At 68.3% G+C, this 16811-nt stretch carries 18 protein-coding genes; 6 read left to right on the top strand and 12 right to left on the bottom strand.

Annotated elements, in window-relative coordinates:
• Positions 1-35: 35 nt before the first annotated feature.
• Positions 36-938, top strand: a complete 903-nt coding sequence (locus AC3WON_RS17340) for an SDR family oxidoreductase (RefSeq protein WP_492352355.1) — start codon at positions 36-38, stop codon at positions 936-938.
• 34 nt (positions 939-972) lie between these two features.
• Entirely contained in the window at positions 973-1920 is a 948-nt protein-coding gene (locus AC3WON_RS17335; protein ID WP_492320169.1) for an alpha/beta fold hydrolase, read from the top strand.
• 40 nt (positions 1921-1960) lie between these two features.
• Here the strand turns inward: AC3WON_RS17335 and AC3WON_RS17330 are convergent, their stop codons facing one another.
• Positions 1961-2482 carry an O-acetyl-ADP-ribose deacetylase gene (locus tag AC3WON_RS17330; RefSeq protein WP_492320170.1) on the bottom strand — a complete coding sequence of 174 codons (522 nt, stop codon included), beginning with the start codon at positions 2480-2482 and terminating at the stop codon, positions 1961-1963.
• A 76-nt stretch (positions 2483-2558) separates the two neighbouring features.
• The gene (gene gbd, locus AC3WON_RS17325) at positions 2559-3707 is read right to left on the bottom strand and encodes a 4-hydroxybutyrate dehydrogenase (protein ID WP_436221556.1); all 1149 of its coding nucleotides are present in this window, start codon (positions 3705-3707) and stop codon (positions 2559-2561) included.
• 335 nt (positions 3708-4042) lie between these two features.
• Between gbd and AC3WON_RS17320 the strand changes: the two genes are divergently transcribed.
• The 3 genes from AC3WON_RS17320 to AC3WON_RS17310 all read left to right on the top strand — a co-directional run bounded on the left by AC3WON_RS17320 (position 4043) and on the right by AC3WON_RS17310 (position 6684).
• Entirely contained in the window at positions 4043-5065 is a 1023-nt protein-coding gene (locus AC3WON_RS17320) for an alpha/beta hydrolase (RefSeq protein WP_492352354.1), read from the top strand.
• Between the two features lie 81 nt (positions 5066-5146).
• Positions 5147-6130, top strand: a complete 984-nt coding sequence (locus AC3WON_RS17315; RefSeq protein ID WP_492320173.1) for a tripartite tricarboxylate transporter substrate binding protein — start codon at positions 5147-5149, stop codon at positions 6128-6130.
• Between the two features lie 116 nt (positions 6131-6246).
• Positions 6247-6684, top strand: a complete 438-nt coding sequence (locus tag AC3WON_RS17310; protein WP_492320174.1) for a YbgC/FadM family acyl-CoA thioesterase — start codon at positions 6247-6249, stop codon at positions 6682-6684.
• Positions 6685-6829: 145 nt separating this feature from the next.
• Here the strand turns inward: AC3WON_RS17310 and denD are convergent, their stop codons facing one another.
• From denD to AC3WON_RS17275, 7 genes are all read right to left on the bottom strand, one after another.
• On the bottom strand, positions 6830-7804 hold the full coding sequence (denD, locus tag AC3WON_RS17305; protein WP_492352353.1) for a D-erythronate dehydrogenase: 975 nt from the start codon (positions 7802-7804) through the stop codon (positions 6830-6832).
• 38 nt (positions 7805-7842) lie between these two features.
• Positions 7843-8625, bottom strand: a complete 783-nt coding sequence (gene otnI / locus AC3WON_RS17300; RefSeq protein ID WP_492320176.1) for a 2-oxo-tetronate isomerase — start codon at positions 8623-8625, stop codon at positions 7843-7845.
• A 68-nt stretch (positions 8626-8693) separates the two neighbouring features.
• Positions 8694-10067, bottom strand: a complete 1374-nt coding sequence (locus tag AC3WON_RS17295) for an MFS transporter (protein ID WP_492320177.1) — start codon at positions 10065-10067, stop codon at positions 8694-8696.
• A 129-nt stretch (positions 10068-10196) separates the two neighbouring features.
• Positions 10197-10850 carry a 3-oxo-tetronate 4-phosphate decarboxylase gene (gene otnC, locus AC3WON_RS17290; protein WP_492352352.1) on the bottom strand — a complete coding sequence of 218 codons (654 nt, stop codon included), beginning with the start codon at positions 10848-10850 and terminating at the stop codon, positions 10197-10199.
• A complete protein-coding gene (otnK, locus tag AC3WON_RS17285) occupies positions 10850-12148 on the bottom strand; it encodes a 3-oxo-tetronate kinase (protein WP_492352351.1) in 1299 nt (432 codons plus the stop codon). Before otnK ends, otnC begins: the two co-directional genes overlap by 1 nt.
• A gap of 13 nt (positions 12149-12161) precedes the next feature.
• Positions 12162-13055 carry an L-threonate dehydrogenase gene (gene ltnD / locus AC3WON_RS17280; RefSeq protein ID WP_492320180.1) on the bottom strand — a complete coding sequence of 298 codons (894 nt, stop codon included), beginning with the start codon at positions 13053-13055 and terminating at the stop codon, positions 12162-12164.
• 55 nt (positions 13056-13110) lie between these two features.
• A complete protein-coding gene (locus AC3WON_RS17275) occupies positions 13111-13845 on the bottom strand; it encodes a FadR/GntR family transcriptional regulator (RefSeq protein WP_013956561.1) in 735 nt (244 codons plus the stop codon).
• A gap of 201 nt (positions 13846-14046) precedes the next feature.
• Here AC3WON_RS17275 and AC3WON_RS17270 point away from each other — a divergent pair, with 201 nt between their 5' ends.
• The gene (locus AC3WON_RS17270; protein WP_492320181.1) at positions 14047-14475 is read left to right on the top strand and encodes a GNAT family N-acetyltransferase; all 429 of its coding nucleotides are present in this window, start codon (positions 14047-14049) and stop codon (positions 14473-14475) included.
• 28 nt (positions 14476-14503) lie between these two features.
• Here the strand turns inward: AC3WON_RS17270 and AC3WON_RS17265 are convergent, their stop codons facing one another.
• The 3 genes from AC3WON_RS17265 to ygfZ all read right to left on the bottom strand — a co-directional run bounded on the left by AC3WON_RS17265 (position 14504) and on the right by ygfZ (position 16730).
• Positions 14504-15331, bottom strand: a complete 828-nt coding sequence (locus AC3WON_RS17265) for an NRDE family protein (RefSeq protein WP_492320182.1) — start codon at positions 15329-15331, stop codon at positions 14504-14506.
• Positions 15332-15405: 74 nt separating this feature from the next.
• Positions 15406-15696, bottom strand: coding sequence for a DUF4936 family protein (locus AC3WON_RS17260; RefSeq protein WP_013956564.1), 291 nt, complete (start codon positions 15694-15696; stop codon positions 15406-15408).
• 17 nt (positions 15697-15713) lie between these two features.
• Positions 15714-16730 carry a CAF17-like 4Fe-4S cluster assembly/insertion protein YgfZ gene (ygfZ, locus tag AC3WON_RS17255; protein WP_492320183.1) on the bottom strand — a complete coding sequence of 339 codons (1017 nt, stop codon included), beginning with the start codon at positions 16728-16730 and terminating at the stop codon, positions 15714-15716.
• Positions 16731-16811: the final 81 nt, after the last annotated feature.

Below are 16811 nucleotides of genomic sequence, written 5' to 3'. Positions count from 1 at the left end.
GTTCCCCAAACGAAACACGCGACAGGACAGACGATATGAAGGATTTCTCCAACAAGGTGGCTGTCATTACCGGCGGCGCCTCGGGTTTCGGCAAGGAGTTTGCCCACATTGCCGCCGATCTCGGCATGAAGCTGGTGCTGGCGGATGTGCAGGAAGACGCGCTGGACGCGACCGTGGCGGAATTCAAGGCACGCAATGTGCCGGTGATCGGGTTGCGCACGGACGTCTCGCGTGCCGACCAGGTGCAGGCGCTGGCCGATGCCGCCATCGAAGCCTTCGGCCAGGTCAACCTGCTGTTCAATAACGCCGGCGTGGGTGCGGGCGGCCTGATCTGGGAGAACTCCGAGAAGGACTGGGAGTGGGTGCTGGGCGTCAACCTGTACGGCGTCGTGCACGGCGTGCGCATCTTCACGCCGCTGATGCTGGCCGCGGCAGAGAAGGATCCGGCCTACCAGGGCCACATCGTCAACACGGCGTCGATGGCGGGCTTGCTGAGCCCGCCGGCAATGGGCGTGTACAACGTGTCCAAGCACGCGGTGGTGGCGTTGACTGAAACCCTGTACCAGGACCTGGGCCTGGTGACCGAGCAGGTGCGGTGCTCGGTGCTGTGCCCGTACTTCGTGCCGACCGGCATCAACCAGTCACAGCGCAACCGGCCCGCCGACCTGGCCAACCAGGCGCCGCCGACGCGCTCGCAGCTGGTATCGCAGGCCTTGTCGGACAAGGCCGTCGGCTCCGGCAAGGTGACCGCCGCCGAGGTCGCGCAGCTGACCTTCGATGCCATCCGCGACGAAAGCTTCTATATTTATTCCCACCCCCAGGCGCTCGCCCCCGTGCGCCAGCGCTTCGAGGACATCGTCGGGCAGCGCAATCCCGGCGATCCGTTTGCCGACAAGCCCGAGGTCCGCGCGGGCCTCGTTGCCGCGCTGCGCGGCTGACGCCAGCACAACGCCACAACGAGGAGGACCGCATATGGAGAACAACATGGCTGCCCCCGCCGCCGTGATCCGCCACCTGCAGTACGCCACGCTGCCCAACGGTACCCGCCTGCACTACGCCAGCGCGGGCGAGCGCGGCAAGCCGCTGATGCTGTTCGTGCACGGCTTTCCTGAATTCTGGTTCGAATGGGAGGCCCAGCTGGCCGAGTTCGGGCGCACGCATTTTGCCGTGGCGCCGGACCTGCGCGGCTACAACCTGTCGAGCAAGCCCGCCGAGGTCGAGGCCTACCGGCCGCGCCATATCGTCGAAGACCTGGTGCAGCTGGTCAGCGCGCTGGGCTATGACCAGGCCGTGGTGGTGGCGCACGACTGGGGCGGGGCGATCTGCTGGAACCTTGCAATCCAGTTCCCGCAACTGGTGCGCCAGCTCATCATCGTCAACTCGCCGCATCCGTACCTGTTTGCGCGCGCGTTGGCCACCGATCCCGGGCAGCAGGCCGCTTCCGCCTACATGAACTGGCTGCGCAAGCCGGGCTCGGAAAAGGCGCTCGCCGCCAACGACTTCGCGCTGCTGGACCGGATGCTGGCCGATGCCGACGGCAAACCTGCGGCCTGGTACACGCCCGAGACGCGCGCCAGGTACCACGCGGCATGGTCCCAGCCGGGCGAAGGCCAGGACGCCGGCGTCCATCCGCTTACCGGCGGCGTCAATTTCTACCGCGCCTCGCCCATGCACCCGCCCGGCGAGGGCGAGCCGCCGCCCGACATCTCGCGCCTGGATCCGGCCGCCTTTGTGGTCAGGGTGCCGACACTGGTGATCTGGGGCGAGCGCGACCGCGCGCTGCCGAAGTCGCTGGTGGACGGGCTGGCCGATTTCGTGCCGGACCTGCGCGTCGAGCGCATCCCCGAGGGCACCCACTGGGTGATCCACGAACAGCCGGAACGCGTCAACCAGCTTATCCGCAGCGCGCTGCCGGCTTGACCCGGACGTGCGGCTGCCCTGGGGCAGCCGCACATGACGTTCAGGTCAAACGCTCGCGGTAGAGCCGGTAGTTTTCGTCGTCGAAGCAGACGAAAGTGACCTGCTCTATATCTGGCGCCCCGGCCAGCGCCTCGCGCACCGCGGCGATGGCGATATCCGCCGCGCGCTCGCGCGGGAAGGCGTAGATGCCGGTGCTGATATTGGGGAACGCCAGCCTGCGCAGGTGATGCTGCGCCGCCAGCCGGATGCTGTTGCGGTAGGCGTTGGCGAGCAGTTCGTCCTCGCCCTGGTCGCCGCCTTGCCAGACCGGCCCGACCGCGTGGATCACGTATGGCGCCGGCAGGTGGCCGCCGGTGGTGATCACCGCCTCGCCGGTGGGGCAGCCGCCCTGCGCGTCGCGGATCGCGCGGCAGGCCTCCTTGATGGCGGAGCCGCCGGCCCCGTGGATGGCCCCGTCGACGCCACCGCCGCCCAACAGGCCGCTATTGGCCGCGTTGACGATGGCATCGACTTCCATCCGGGTGATATCGCCATGGACTACCTGCAAATGCTCGCCGCTCATGTTGTCTCCTGCGCTGTGGAGGGAGGGCCGCCGGACAGCCGCTTGGTCGGTCTGACCGGCGGGAAGCTGCTGTGTGCTACATGGACTGCTCAAGCATACGCCGATAATCCGCGGCGCTGGCTTCTTTCGGGTTGGTCTTGTGGCAGTGGTCGACCAGCGCACCGGCAATCACCTTGTCGAACATGTCCTCGGTGACGCCCATCTGGCGCAGCCCGGTGGGCAGCCCCAGGCGCGCGGTCATGTCGTGCACGGCCTGCGCGATATCGGCGCCGTCGGGCAGGTGCATGGCGCGGCGCAGGCGTGCATAGCGGTCGTCGCGCACCACCGTGGGCGCGTCGGCATTGAAGCGCAGCACCGCGGGCATCACCACCGCATTGAGGGTGCCGTGGTGCAGGCCGGTGCGGCCGTCGATCTTCAGCCCGCCCAGCGGGTGCGACAGCGAATGCACGCAGCCCAGCCCCTTCTGGAACGCCATCGCGCCCTGCATCGATGCGCTCATCATGTTCAGGCGCGCGTCGCGGTCCTGGCCGTCGCGGGTGGCGCGCTCGATATGGCCCCAACCGCGCTCCAGGCCGTCCAGCGCAATGCCGTCCGCGGGCGGGTTGAAGGCGGGGGCCAGGAAGGTCTCGATGCAGTGCGCGATTGCATCCATGCCGGTGGCCGCGGTCAGCCCGGCTGGCAGTCCCAGCGTCAGTTCCGGGTCGCAGACGGCGGACTTGGGCAGCAGGTGCCAGGAATGGAAACCCAGCTTGCGGCCGTCGTCCAGGATGATGATGGCGCCGCGCGCCACCTCGCTGCCGGTGCCCGAGGTGGTGGGCACCGCGATCAGCGGCGCCGCCTTGTCGGTGATCCTGGCGCTGCCGCCTTCGATGGTGGCATAGGTGGTCAGCTCGCCCTCATGCGTGGCCAGGATAGCGATGCCCTTGGCCAGGTCGATCGACGAGCCGCCGCCCACCGCCACCAGCCCGTCGCAGCCGGCCTCGCGGTACTGCGCGGCGGCCTTGCGCACCATGGCCTCGGTCGGGTTCGACGGGGTTTCATCGAACACCGCAACCTGCAGGCCCTGCATTGCATCGATGGCACGCTGCGCCACGCCCGCGGCGACCACGCCCTTGTCGGTCACCAGCAGCGGGCGGCGGATGCCGATGCGCTCGCATTCGGACTTGAGCAGGCTTACCGCGCCGAAATCCAGGTGGATGTGGGTCAGATAGTAGATAAACGCCATGTTTGCTTGTCTCCTGCCGGGATCTGCCGCCAAATTGTCTTCTGCACGGGCCTGAGCGGATGCTCGCCAGGCACGCTGTCTTGGGTTTCAATGGACCTGCACTACTGCGTTTCCGGAGTCCTCGGGGCCGCTTCAGCCGATCATCGCGCAAAAACTTGCCGCGTGGCAGGCTGACAGCGATTTTTCGGGGTTATCTCGTACTGCCGGGCCCCTGGAACATCTGGCATCATACTAAAATCGAACGATCGTTCACAATTCGAACTTGTCCCGATGCGGGCGACGCGCCAGAGCTTGTGCGCGCCGCTGGCACCGGGTCCGGATCCGCGTCATTCCCTATGTCCGCCGCACCGCCTTCCAACCCTGATGCGCCCGCCACGCCCGGCCTGCCATCCAGCCCGCTCGACCCGCAGGTGGCCGCGCTGCTGGAGCTGATCGCGCGCGCCAAGCGGCCGCCGATCCACGCGATGGAGCCCGAGGACGCCAAGCTCGCCTACGAGAAAAGCGCGCCGATCCTGGATATCAACCCGCCGCCCGTGCATATGGCGGAAGACCTGCTGGCGCCGGCGCGCGACGGCCACGCCATCCCGCTCAGGCTGTACACCCCGCGCGAGGCCAGCTGGACCGAGCCGCTGCCCTTGCTGATGTATTTCCATGGCGGCGGCTTCACCGTCGGCAGCGTCGATTCGCACGATCCGCTGTGCCGGCTGCTGTGTGGCCAGGCGGACTGCATGGTGCTGTCGGTGGACTACCGGCTCGGGCCGCAATGGCGTTTCCCGACCGCGGCCAACGACGCCTTCGATGTGCTGCACTGGGTCTTCGCCGAAGCCGGCCGGCTGGGGGCCGACCCGGCGCGCATCGCCGTGGGTGGCGACAGCGCCGGCGGCACGCTGGCCGCGGCGTGTGCCGTGGAGGCCCGCAATGCGGGCCTGGCGCCCGTGCTGCAGTTGCTGATCTATCCCGGCACCTGTGCGCGCCAGGACACGCCGTCGCACCGCGCGCTGGCCGATGGCTACCTGCTGACGGCGGACATGATCCGCTGGTTCTTTGCCCAGTACCTGGACCAGGAAGCCAGCCGCGACGACTGGCGTTTCGCCCCGCTGGATGGCGGCGGCGCCGGCGCCGAGGTGCGCGGCACATGCCCGGCCTGGATCGCCGTGGCCGGCTACGACCCGCTGCACGACGAGGGCGTGGCCTACGCGGAGAAGCTGCGCGCCGCCGGCGTCGCCGCCACGCTGGCGGACTACCCCGGCATGATCCATGATTTCTTCAAGCTGGGCCGTTTCGTGCCGGCGGTGGCGCAGGCACATGCCGACGCCGTTGCCGCGCTGCGCGCCGCGTTCGGCACACCGCACAACTAGACCAGCAGCCACGGTCAGGGCCGCACCGGCCCCGGCCTTCCATTTTCAGCAGTGACTTGCAGCACAAGGAGACATAGTCAAATGCAACGCCGCCACTTCATCGCCCGCGCGGGCATCGCCGCCGCCGCCGCGGCACTGGGCCTTGCCGCCATGCCCGCCCAGGCACAGGCCGACAAGTTCCCGCAGCGCCCGATCCGCCTGGTGATCGGCTACACCGCCGGCGGCTCCACGGATATCCCGTTCCGCGTGCTCGCCGACAACGCCTCCAAGATCCTGGGCCAGCCCGTGATCGTCGAGAACAAGCCCGGCGCGGGCGGCGTGCTGCCCGCGCAGATGATGCAGACGACCGCGCCGGACGGCTACACGCTGGCCCAGGTCGCCATGCCGGTCTACCGCCTGCCGTACACCACCAAGATCAACTGGGACCCGGTCAAGGACCTGAGCTACATCATCAACCTCGCCGGCTATTCGTTCGGCCTGGTGGTGCCGGCCGATTCGCCGATCAAGACGATGCAGGAGTACATCGCCTACGCCAAGGCCAATCCGGGCAAGCTGACCTACGGCTCGCCGGGCTCCATGACCACGCTGCACCTGACCATGGAAGAGCTGGCCATGAAGCAGGGCGTGCAGTTCTCGCACATCCCCTACAAGGGCAATTCCGAGTCGATGCAGGCGCTGCTGGGCGGCCACGTGATGTCGGTGGCCGACACGCCGGCATGGGCACCGTACGTTGAGCAGGGCAAGCTGCGCCTGCTGTCGACCTGGGGCGAGAAGCGCTCGGCGCGCTTCCCCAACGTGCCGACGCTGAAGGAACTGGGCATCGGCATCGTGCAGACCTCGCCGTTCGGCCTGGTCGCGCCCAAAGGCACCGACCCGAAGATCGTGCAGAAGCTGCATGACGCCTTCAAGAAGGCCATGGACATGCCCAACTACCGCGAATCGCTGGCCAAGTTCGACATGGAGCCGTACTACATGAACAGCCAGCAATACGCGCAGTTTGCGGCCGAGACCGTCAAGAAGGAAAAGGCGATCATCGAGAAGCTGGGGCTGGCCAAGGCGCAATAAGCGCAATCAGCCTGCCGCCGCCACCATCGATCCAGGCCGCCGCGCCTGCCGGCCCTGTCCGGCGGCGCGGCGGCCTGGTGCTTTGACAAGCCACGACAAACAAGGAGACCAAGCCGATGGCCAAAGAGGATTTCCGGCACAGCATCCCGCTGCGCGTGCGCTGGGCCGAAGTCGATCCGCAGTCGATCGTCTTCAACGCGCACTACCTGACGTACTGCGATATCTGCGTGACCGAATACTGGCGCGCGCTGGGCATCCGCTACCCGGAAGACGTGCTGCACGCGCATGGCGTCGACATCTTCGTGGTCAAGTCCACGCTGGAATACCACGCCTCGGCACGCTTTGACGACGAGCTGGAAATCCGCGGACGCATGTCGCGCCTGGGGCGCTCGAGCATGCTGTTCCGGGTGGAGATGTTCCGCGGCGACGAACACCTGATCACCGGTGAGATCGTCTATGTGTGCGCGGACCCGGCCACGCAGAAATCGGCGGCGATTCCGGGGCAGGTGCGGGAAATTATCGAGGGGTATGAGGTGGTGAAGCCGGCGGCTTGATTTAGCCGAGGACCTGACCAATGCTACTGGTTTGCGCCCCTCTCCCGCATGCGAAAGGGGCGGGGGAGAGGGCGGCGCGTGACTCGCGAGGGGGACCGGCTCTCAGTAGATAACGGAGCCGTCGCAACAACGAGGCATGGGCGGCTTACTTGTTCAGCCCAGCGTCCTCCATATACGCCCGAATCACGTCATCAAAACTCGCGTCACTCTGGAATCCCAGCGACAACGCGCGGTCCGCATTCCACGCCGCCGGCCACGTGCCGACGATCTTCTCCACGCGTTCCTCACGTTCCCACGTGACACGATCCGCCACCGCATTGCCCGCCACGCGGCACAGCGCATCGACCATGCCGGCGGCCGTCACAGACAGCCCCGGCAGGTTGATCACACGACGGTTGCCCAGCCGCTCGCCAGCCAGCTCGATCCCATTGACCAGCGCCGCCACGGCAGCTCGCGGCGACAGCAGCCACAGCGGCGTTTCCGGTGCCACCGGGCAGTTGGCAGCAACACCCGACAGCGGCTCGCGGATGATGCCGCTGGCGAACGACGAGGCCGCCGCATTGGGCTTGCCCGGGCGCACGCTGATGGTGGGCAGGCGCAGCACGCGGCCGTCGACGAAGCCGCGGCGGCTGTAGTCCGACAGCAGCAGCTCGCCGATGGCCTTCTGCACGCCGTATGACGATTGCGGGTTCAGCGCGGTATCGTCCTGCACCACCGGCGGCAGCTGGCCGCCGTAGACCGCGACCGAGCTGGTGAACAGCACGCGCGGCTGGTGGCCCAGTTCACGGCAGGTTTCCAGCAGCGCGCGCGAGGCGTCGAGGTTGACGCGCATGCCGAGATCGAAATCCGCCTCGGCCTGGCCGCTGACCACGGCCGCCAGGTGGAACACGGCGCCAGTGTTGATGTCGATGGCCTGGCGCAGCACCGCCGGGTCGGACAGGTCGCCCGTCACCACGTGCACACGCGCATCGTCCAGGCCTTGCGGCGCCACCACGTCCAGCAGCGTCAGGCGCTTGATGGCCACGGGCTGGCCGTCAAGGTTCAGGGTGCCGCGTTGCAGCAGCAGGCGGGCGAGTTGCAGGCCGAGGAAGCCGGCGCCGCCGGTAATCAGTACGTTCATGGCAGGATGGGAGCGGTTGTTCTTGGGGTTGGTCGCGATCAGCGGCCCAGGTAGGGCTTGAGCCAGCCGAGGCCCGCCGAGGTGCCGGCGCGCGGGCGGTATTCGCAGCCGATCCAGCCGTCGTAGCCGAGCGTGTCCATGACCTCGAACAGATACGGATAGTTCAGCTCGCCCACGTCCGGCTCATGGCGCTCGGGCACGCCGGCGATCTGGATATGGCCGATGCCCGCGATGTCGCGCTTGAGCTTCATCGCGACATCGCCTTCGACGATCTGGCAGTGGTAGCAGTCGAACTGCACCTTCAGGTTGGCCGCGCCGACTTCCTTGCAGATGGCCTGGCCGTCGTCCTGGCGGTTCAGGAAATAGCCCGGCATGTCGCGCGTGTTGATCGGCTCGATCAGCACGGTCACGCCCTGGGCGGCGGCAGCGCTGGCGGCAAAAGCGAGGTTCTCGAGGTAAGTGGCGCGGCAGCGCGCGCGGTCGGCAGCGGCAGGGATCAGGCCCGCCATCACGTGGATGCGGTCATTGCCGATCACGCCGGCGTATTCCAGTGCGCGGCCGATGGTGCCGCGGAAATCCGCCTCGCGCCCGGGCAGGGCGGCCAGGCCGCGTTCGCCTGCTGCCCAGTCGCCCGGCGCGGCATTGAACAGTGCCTGCGTGAGGCCGTTCGCGTCCAGGCGCGCGCGCAGCTCGGCGGCGGCGTGCTCGTACGGGAACAGGAACTCCACCGCCCGGAAGCCGTCGGCCGCGGCTGCGGCAAAGCGGTCCAGGAAGGCGTGCTCGTTGTACATCATCGAGAGGTTTGCGGCGAAGCGCGGCATTCGGAACTCCAAAGCGGTAGTACGGATCCGGCCCGATCGAGACTACGTCGAAAGCGGGCCGGCCAGGATCAGCGGTTGACCAGTTTAGCGGGCGTCAGCCACACCAGCACGGCGCCGACGACCAGAATTGCGGACAGCACGTACATGGGCAACTGCGTGCTTTGCGTCATGTCCTTCAGCGCGCCGACCATGTACGGCGACACGAAGCCGGCCAGGTTGCCGACCGAATTCACCACGGCAATACCGGAAGCGGCGGCAATGCCCGACAGGAACGAGGTCGGAAGCGACCAGAACAGCGGCGCGCAGGTCAGCACCCCGGCAGCGGCCAGCGACAGTGCGGCGATGGCCACCGTTGTATTGTTGGTGAACGAGGCAGCAATGGCAAAGCCCGTGGCACCCATCAGCGCCGGCACGATCAGGTGCCAGCGGCGCTCGCGGCGCGCGTCGGCGCTGTGGCCCAGGATGTTCATGACGATCACGGCGCAGATGAACGGGATCGCGGACAGCAGGCCGATGTTCAGGTTGCCGGTCACGCCGCTGGCCTTCACCAGCGTCGGCATCCAGAAGGTCAGTGCGTACTGGCCGGTGACGAAGCAGAAGTAGATCAGGCACATCCACCACACGCGGCGGTCGGAGAACACCGCGCCCAGCGAGTGGCCGTGGGCCTTGCCGGCGGCGCTGGCGGCGTTATGGGCGCTGCGCTGGTCTTCCTCGATATTGCGCTTGAGCACGCGCTTTTCATCGGCGTCAAGCCACGGCGCCTTGTCGATGCCGTCGCGCAGCACGAACACCGTCACCACGCCGATCACAAGCGCGGGCAGGGCCTCCAGCAGGAACATCCATTGCCAGCCGCGCATGCCGTGGGTGCCGTTGAACGCGTCCATGATCCAGCCCGACAGCGGGTTGCCGAACATGCCCGCGATGGGGATGCCCGACATGAACAGCGCGATCATCTTGCCGCGGCGGTTGGCCGGGAACCAGTAGGTCAGGTACAGGATCACGCCGGGATAGAAGCCCGCTTCGGCCAGGCCGAGCAGGAAGCGCATCACGTAGAACTGGGTCGGCGTCTTCACGAACAGGAACAGCGCCGAGATGATGCCCCACGTGATCATGATGCGCGCGATCCAGATGCGCGCGCCGATACGATGCATCAGCAGGTTGCTGGGCACCTCGAACAGGAAGTAGCCGATAAAGAACAGGCCGGCGCCGAGGCCGAACACGGTTTCGGAGAAGGCCAGGTCCTGGCCCATCTGCAGCTTGGCGAAGCCGACATTGACGCGGTCCAGGTAGGCGACCACGTAGCACAGCATCAGGAACGGCATGACGCGCCAGAACACCTTGCTGTAGGCGCGTTTTTCGATCTGGGCTTCGGTGTCCAGCCGGGCGTTGCCGCCCAGGCTGTCAAGGGCGGGCACGCTCGCCGCCGGTTGGTTTGGATTCACGGTGGTCTCCGGGTATGGTGGTGGGTCTAATGCGGCGGCGCGCGGACTGCAGGCATGCGCGTCCCCCGCACGGTGGCCGCAAGGCAACCGCGCCGGGTGAAGCCGTCGTTTATCGGGGAAAAGCGGTTGTTACCAGCGCGCCTGGAAGGCGTCGCGCAGCTCAGCCAGTGCGCCGTCGGGCAGCGCCGCGCGGGCGGCGAAGCCCGGCGAGTCTTTCATCGTCATCCATAGCTTGGCGGTTTCCTCCAGTTCTTCCAGCGCGAACGCGGCGCGCGAGACGCTGGATTCCCACACCACCGGGCCAAGGCGCTCCAGCAGCACGCCACGCACCTGCGCGGCGAGCGTGGCCACGCGCGCGGCCACGGCCGGATCGCCGGGGCGATGGTAGGGAATCAGCGGGATATGGCCGACCTTCATCACGTAGTAGGGCGTGAGCGGCGGCAGTACGTCGTCCGGTTGCCAGACACCGGCCAGCGTCAGGGCCACGAGGTGCGTCGAGTGCGTATGCACCACGGCGTGCGCCTCGCGGTTGTTGTCGTAGATCGCGCGATGCAGCGTCAGCGTCTTGGACGGCTTGTCGCCTGAGACCCAGCTGCCATCGGTGGCCACCTTGGCGACCGCGGCCGGGTCCATCATCCCCAGGCAGGCATCGGTCGGCGTGATCAGCCAGCCGTCGTCCAGCCGAGCGCTGATATTGCCGGCCGAGCCCACGGTATAGCCGCGCTGGTACAGGCTGGCGCCGATGCGGCAGATCTCTTCGCGCAGCTTGCTTTCGGTGCTCATCAGTGGCCTTCAAGCTGGCGCAGCGCTTCGTCAAAGAAATCCGGGCCACCGAAGTTGCCCGACTTGAGTGCCAGCGCCAGCGGCTTGGCATCCAGCGTGACGGTGGCCGGCACGCCCGGTGCAATCTGCGCGCCGATACGCAAGGCGCGCACGCCCAGCGCCTGCACCACCGCGCCGGAGGTTTCGCCGCCGGCCACGACGAAGCGGCGCGTGCCGCGTGCCAGCAGCCCGGCGGCAACCGTGGCCAGGCACTGTTCGACCAGGTGTCCTGCGCGCTCGACGCCCAGTTCGGCCTGCACGGCCTTGACTTCGTCGGGGCTGGAGGTGGCGTAGATCAGCACCGGTTCGTCATGACCGGCGGCAAACGCCAGCGCCGCGTCGGCCACGGCTTCGCCGCGCGCCAGCGCGAGCGGGTCGATGCGCAGCGCCGGGCGGCCTTGCTCCAGCCAGCGCGCCACCTGGCCATTGGTCGCGCGCGAGGCGCTGCCGGCCAGCACCACGCCTGGGCCGTCGATGGCGGGAACTGCGTCGGCGTCGCCGCGCAGCGGCAGCAGGCCGGCGCGGCGGAAGTTCCCGGGCAGGCCCAGCGCGATGCCGGAGCCGCCGGTGATCAGCGGCAGATTGGCGCAGGCCTCGCCCAGCGTGAACAGGTCCGCGTCGGACACCGCATCGGCAATCGCCATGCGCACGCCGTCGCTGCGCAGCGCAGCGATGCGCTCGGCGGTGGCCTGCGCGCCGCGCGCCACCGCGTCGTAGCGCAACAGCCCGACCTTGTTCTTGCTCTGGCGCTGCAGTACGCGCACCAGGCTGGCATCGGTCATCGGCGTCAGCGGATGGTGCTCCATGCCCGATTCATTGAGCAGCGTATCGCCCACGAACAGGTGGCCGCGGAAGATGGTGCGGCCGTTTTCGGGGAAGGCCGGGCAGGCGATGGCGAAGTCGCTGTCCAGCGCCGCCAGCAGCGCCTCGGCCACCGGGCCGATGTTGCCGGCATCGGTCGAGTCGAAGGTGGAGCAGTACTTGAACACGAACTGGCGGCAGCCCTGCGCGCGCAGCCATTGCAGCGCGGCCAGCGACTGGGCCACGGCCTCGACGGCCGGGATGGTGCGGGACTTGAGCGCCACCACCAGCGCATCGGCTTCGCCAATGTCCTGCACGGCGGCCACGTCGGGCAGGCCGATGGTCTGCACGGTGCGCATGCCATTGCGCACCAGCGTGTTGGCGAGGTCGGTGGCGCCGGTGAAATCGTCGGCGATGCAGCCCAACAGCGGGCGATGGGTGAGGGTGCCTGCGGTCATCTTCGCTTCCCTCTTATTCAGCCTTGCCCGGCAGTTCGATGCCCGGGAAGATCTTGATCACGGCCGAGTCGTCCTCGCCGCCATGGCCGGCGGTGGAGGCCATCATGAACATCTGGTGCGCGGCCGCAGACAGCGGCAGCGGGAATTTGCTGTTGCGCGCGGTGTCGAGCACCATGCCCAGGTCCTTGACGAAGATGTCGACCGCCGACAGCGGCGTGTAGTCGCCCTTCAGGATATGGGGCACGCGGTTCTCGAACATCCACGAGTTGCCCGCGCTGTGCGTGATCACGTCATAGAGCGCATCGGGGTCCACGCCTTCGCGCAGGCCCAGCGCCATCGCTTCGGCGGCCGCGGCGATATGCACGCCGGCCAGCAGCTGGTTGATGATCTTGACCTTGGAGCCCGCGCCATGCGCGGCGCCCAGGCGGTACACCTTGCCGGCGATGGCGGCCAGCACGCCCTCGGCCAGCGCATAGGCTTCGGCGGGGCCGGAGGTCATCATGGTCATTTCGCCGCTGGCGGCGCGCGCGGCGCCGCCGGAGACCGGTGCGTCCAGCATCAGCAGGCCTTGTTCAGCCAGCCGGCGGCCCAGCGCCTCGGCAAAGCCCGGCGGCACGGTGGCGCTGGCGATCACCAGCTTGCCCGGCTGCATCGCGGCCGCGGCACCGTTGGCGCCGAACAGCACGGCCTCGGTCTGCTGCGCATTGACCACCAGCGTCAGCACCACGTCGCAGCGGCTGCCCAGCTCGGCGGGCGAGGCGCACGGCACGCCGCCGGCATCGGCAAAGCGCTGCAGCACTTCGGGGCGCAGGTCGCACGCGTGCACGTTGAAGCCGGCACGCAGCAGCGACTGCGCGACACCAAAGCCCATGGCACCAAGGCCGATGACGCCGATATTCCTGGACATGAAGGGACTCCTGAAACAGATACGGATGATTCGATGGTTCGGGCTTGCGCGCGCGTCAGTTGGTGGCGCCGTGCGCTTCGCCGCTCTCGTCCGCACCCAGCTGGGCCAGCCGGTGCGCGGCGTTGTACATGTGGTTCTGCGCGGCATTGCGCGCGGCCAGCGGGTCGCCGGCGCGGATGGCGGCGACGATGGCCTGGTGTTCTTCACGCACCTGGCGCGAAAAGTCCGCGCGGCGCGCCTCGTTGGTGCGGGTCACGCGCGTGGCCGCTTCCAGGTACTGGCTGAGGAAGGCCAGCGTCTTCAGGAAATACGGGTTGCCGGTGGCTTCGGCGATGGCGCGGTGGAAGGCCACGTCCTCGGCCACGCCGTCGCCGCCTTGCGCTACCTCTTCGTCGAGCCGGGCCAGTGCGGCGTCGATGGCTGCCATCGACGCATCGGTGCGGCGGCGGGCGGCCTGCGCGGCCACCTCGGCCTCGATCGCGCGGCGCAGCTCGACGATCTGCAGCACCGATTCCAGCGTGCCGGTTTCGGTGTAGTCGATGCGCAGCGGCCGGATGCCGGCCTGCAGCGTCACGAACACGCCGCTGCCCTGGCGCGACTCCACCACGCCTTCGTACTTGAGCCGGGAGATGGCTTCGCGCACCACCGTGCGGCTGACGCCGAATTCCTCGGACAGCACCGCCTCGGTCGGCAGCTTGGCGCCGCGGGCAAAGGCGCCGCTCTGGATCTTGTCCAGCAACTGTTCGGCGACGTTGTCGGTCAGGGCGCGGGCTGGGACTTTCTGGAACACGGAAGTCTCCGGGTCATTTGGTAATAAGGTCATCATACAAATTTGCTAAGGCGATGCCTCCCCGGGCAAACCCTAGTCTGGTGCGGAAAATGCCGTCTTTGATCCACTTTGGTGCGATATGCACGCCCCGCACCACAGGCGTATCATGAGCGCCCGCCCGGATTTCGGGCCCTGCCATTCAACCAGCCTGATTGCACCGCCATGCCAGTCACCGTCCTGATCTGCCCCTGGTCCGAAGCCCGCGAACGCGCGCGCGCCATCCGCTACACCGTCTTCGTCGAAGAGCAGGGCGTGCCGGTGGAGCTGGAATGGGATGAGTGGGACGAGCCGAGCTGGCACGCGCTGGCGCTGGCCGGGGATGGCACGCCGGTCGCCACCGGACGGCTGCTGCCGGATGGCCATATCGGCCGCATGGCTGTGCTGAAAACTGCGCGCGGCACCGGCGTCGGGGCGCTGGTATTAGAAGCGCTGATGGAGAAGGCGGAGCAGCTCGGGTACCCGGAACTGGTGCTCAATGCGCAGACGCACGCGGCGCCATTCTATGCGCGCGTGGGCTTTGCGCAGGTGGGGCCGGAATTCGAAGAGGCGGGCATCCCGCACGTGGAGATGCGCAAGCGGCTGGCCGGCTGAGCGCCGGAATCCTCGGTTCCAGCGGGCCTCAGCGCGGCGCGGGCACGATGCCGGTGTCGCGTTGCAGGTTCAGCTTGCCGTGGAAGTTGACGTCGCCGATGCGCCCGTCGGCGTCGAAGCTGCGCTCGCTCAGGTCGAAACGGCCATCGTGGCGCACGCGCAGCACCGTGCTGGCGCGCGTGCCGTACAGCGGCGAGCGGATAAAGGCCGACGACAGCAGCTTTTCCCATTCCGGCGCCACGCCCGTGGCAGGCAGTTCGAAATCCGCCGCCTGGCGCGCGTCGGCGAGCATTTGCAGGTAGGGCTCGGCGCTGGCGTTGGCCTGGCCGCTGTCGGCGGCCAGCACTTCGGCCAGCGCGCCCACGCGGCTGCGCACCTTGGGCCAGGGCGTGTCGAGCAGGGCGTTGGACAGGCCGTACAGGCCCGGGCGCAGCCGTTGCGGCTGGCGCGAGGCGGCGCGGTTGCTGTACCACCAGAGTTCACGCAGGTCGCTCGCCAGCAGGTTGAAGCCGTTGTAGCGGCCGTCTTCGCCGGCGAGGCCGTCCAGGTAGTCGAACGGTGCCTCGCGCCCGCGCAGGAAGCCGGCCACCAGCTCGCCGCGCGAGCGCGCGTCGGTGCGTTTTTCGGACGGGGCGCGGTAGTTGGTCAGTGCGGCGAAGCGGCCGTCGGCGTTGACGCCCATCCAGGTGCCGGGCTCGCCGATGACTTCCGCCAGGTCGCGCCCGGCCAGCACCTGCGGCGCATCCTGCCACCAGTGCGCGGCCGCCGCGGGGCGGACATAGAATTCATCGCGGTTGCCGGCGACGACCAGGGCATAGTCCGGGTGGGATTGCCAGGCAACCAGGATCAGACACATCGCTTTGCTTCCTTTGCCGCCGGGGGCGCTGCAGTGGCACCCGGCGTACTTCAGTCCAACGGCAGCCTGGACGCCTACAACACGTCCAGGTCGACAAAGTGCTCGGCCCGCCGCTCGCCATCGACCCATTGGTCCAGCCCGCTCTGCCGCCACAGGCCTTCCAGCGTGGCATCGAACGCGGGCGGCACGTCGGCATAGCACTCCATCCAGGTCTGCACGCCGGCGCGGGTTTCCGGCCTGCGCATCAGCGTACCACCAATTCCGGTTGCTTCGGCGACCGTCTCCATCCAGCGGTGCCAGTGCGGCAGCGCCTCGGCGGCAACGGCTTCCGGGACGCGGAAATAGACGTAGAGGTGATCGCTCATGGCAGGTCCTGTGGGTTTCAGCCAGCGGCCTGGGCGGACTCGCCCAGCGGCACCTCGTAGGGCAGGGTGGCGGTGGCTACTGCCGCGCCCTCGGCGCTGCCCAGGCGCAGCGCGCTGGCGGCGGCATCGATCTTCAGCTCGGCCAGCCCGGCCCAGCCGCCCTGGGGCGCCGGTGCGGCGTTGACGATCATGCCGCACGGCTGGCCCGGATCTTCCGGACGGTAGATTTCAGCCGCGGGCGCCGGCACTTCGCCTTCACCCTGCACCAGCCACATGCGGCGCTTGAGCGTGCCGCGGTACTGGCTGCGCGCCACGATTTCCTGGCCGGGATAGCAGCCCTTGCGGAAATTGACCCCGCCCACCAGTTCGAAATTGATCATCTGCGGCACGAACTGCTCTTGCGTGGCCGCGACGATGCGGGGCAGGCCCGACTGCACTTCCAGCCAGTCCCACAGCGCGGGCGACGCGCCCTGCAGCGTGGCGGCAAGTGCCGCGCGCACCGCCTCGGCGCGCTCGGCCGGCAGCACCAGCTGCCAGCGCGGCTGGCCCGCGCCATCCGGCAGGCGGATCACGGTGATGCCGTCGGCTTCGGCCACGGCAAAGGCGACCTCCGGCACGGGCAGGCCGGCAGCGGCCAGGGCTTTGGCAGCGCCGGCCCCGGCGAGGCCGAGGACCGCATGGGTGGGGGTGATGTCTGACAATTTGGCCTTGGAGCGCAGCACGAACATCGACAGGCGCTTCTGCACCGGGGCCTGGATGTCGGCCGACAGCTGCAGCACGATGCCTCCGGCATCGCGCCACATCAGGAAGGTGGCGAGCAGGCGCCCCTTGGGCGAGCAATAGCCCGCCAGGCGGGCCGCGCCGGCCTTCAGGTCTTCGACCGCATTGGTCAGCTGGGTGTGCAGGAAGCTGCCGGCATCGTCGCCGGCCACACGGACCAGGCCGAGCCCGGCCGGGCTGCAGACGATGCCGCTGCCGCTCAAGGCTTCAAGGGTTGCGGCGAGTTCCTGGGCTTGGGCATTCATCACTGGCATTGCGTGGCAATCGTTGAGGCAATTCGGGAGAGGGAAGGCACCGGTCGTGCGCCGTGCCGGGCGGGCCGGCAAGCGGCGCCC

Source organism: Cupriavidus sp. FW305-46, assembly GCF_058787075.1.
The sequence above is the reverse complement of the archived record's forward strand: the minus strand, read 5'-3'. Positions and strand labels throughout refer to the sequence as shown.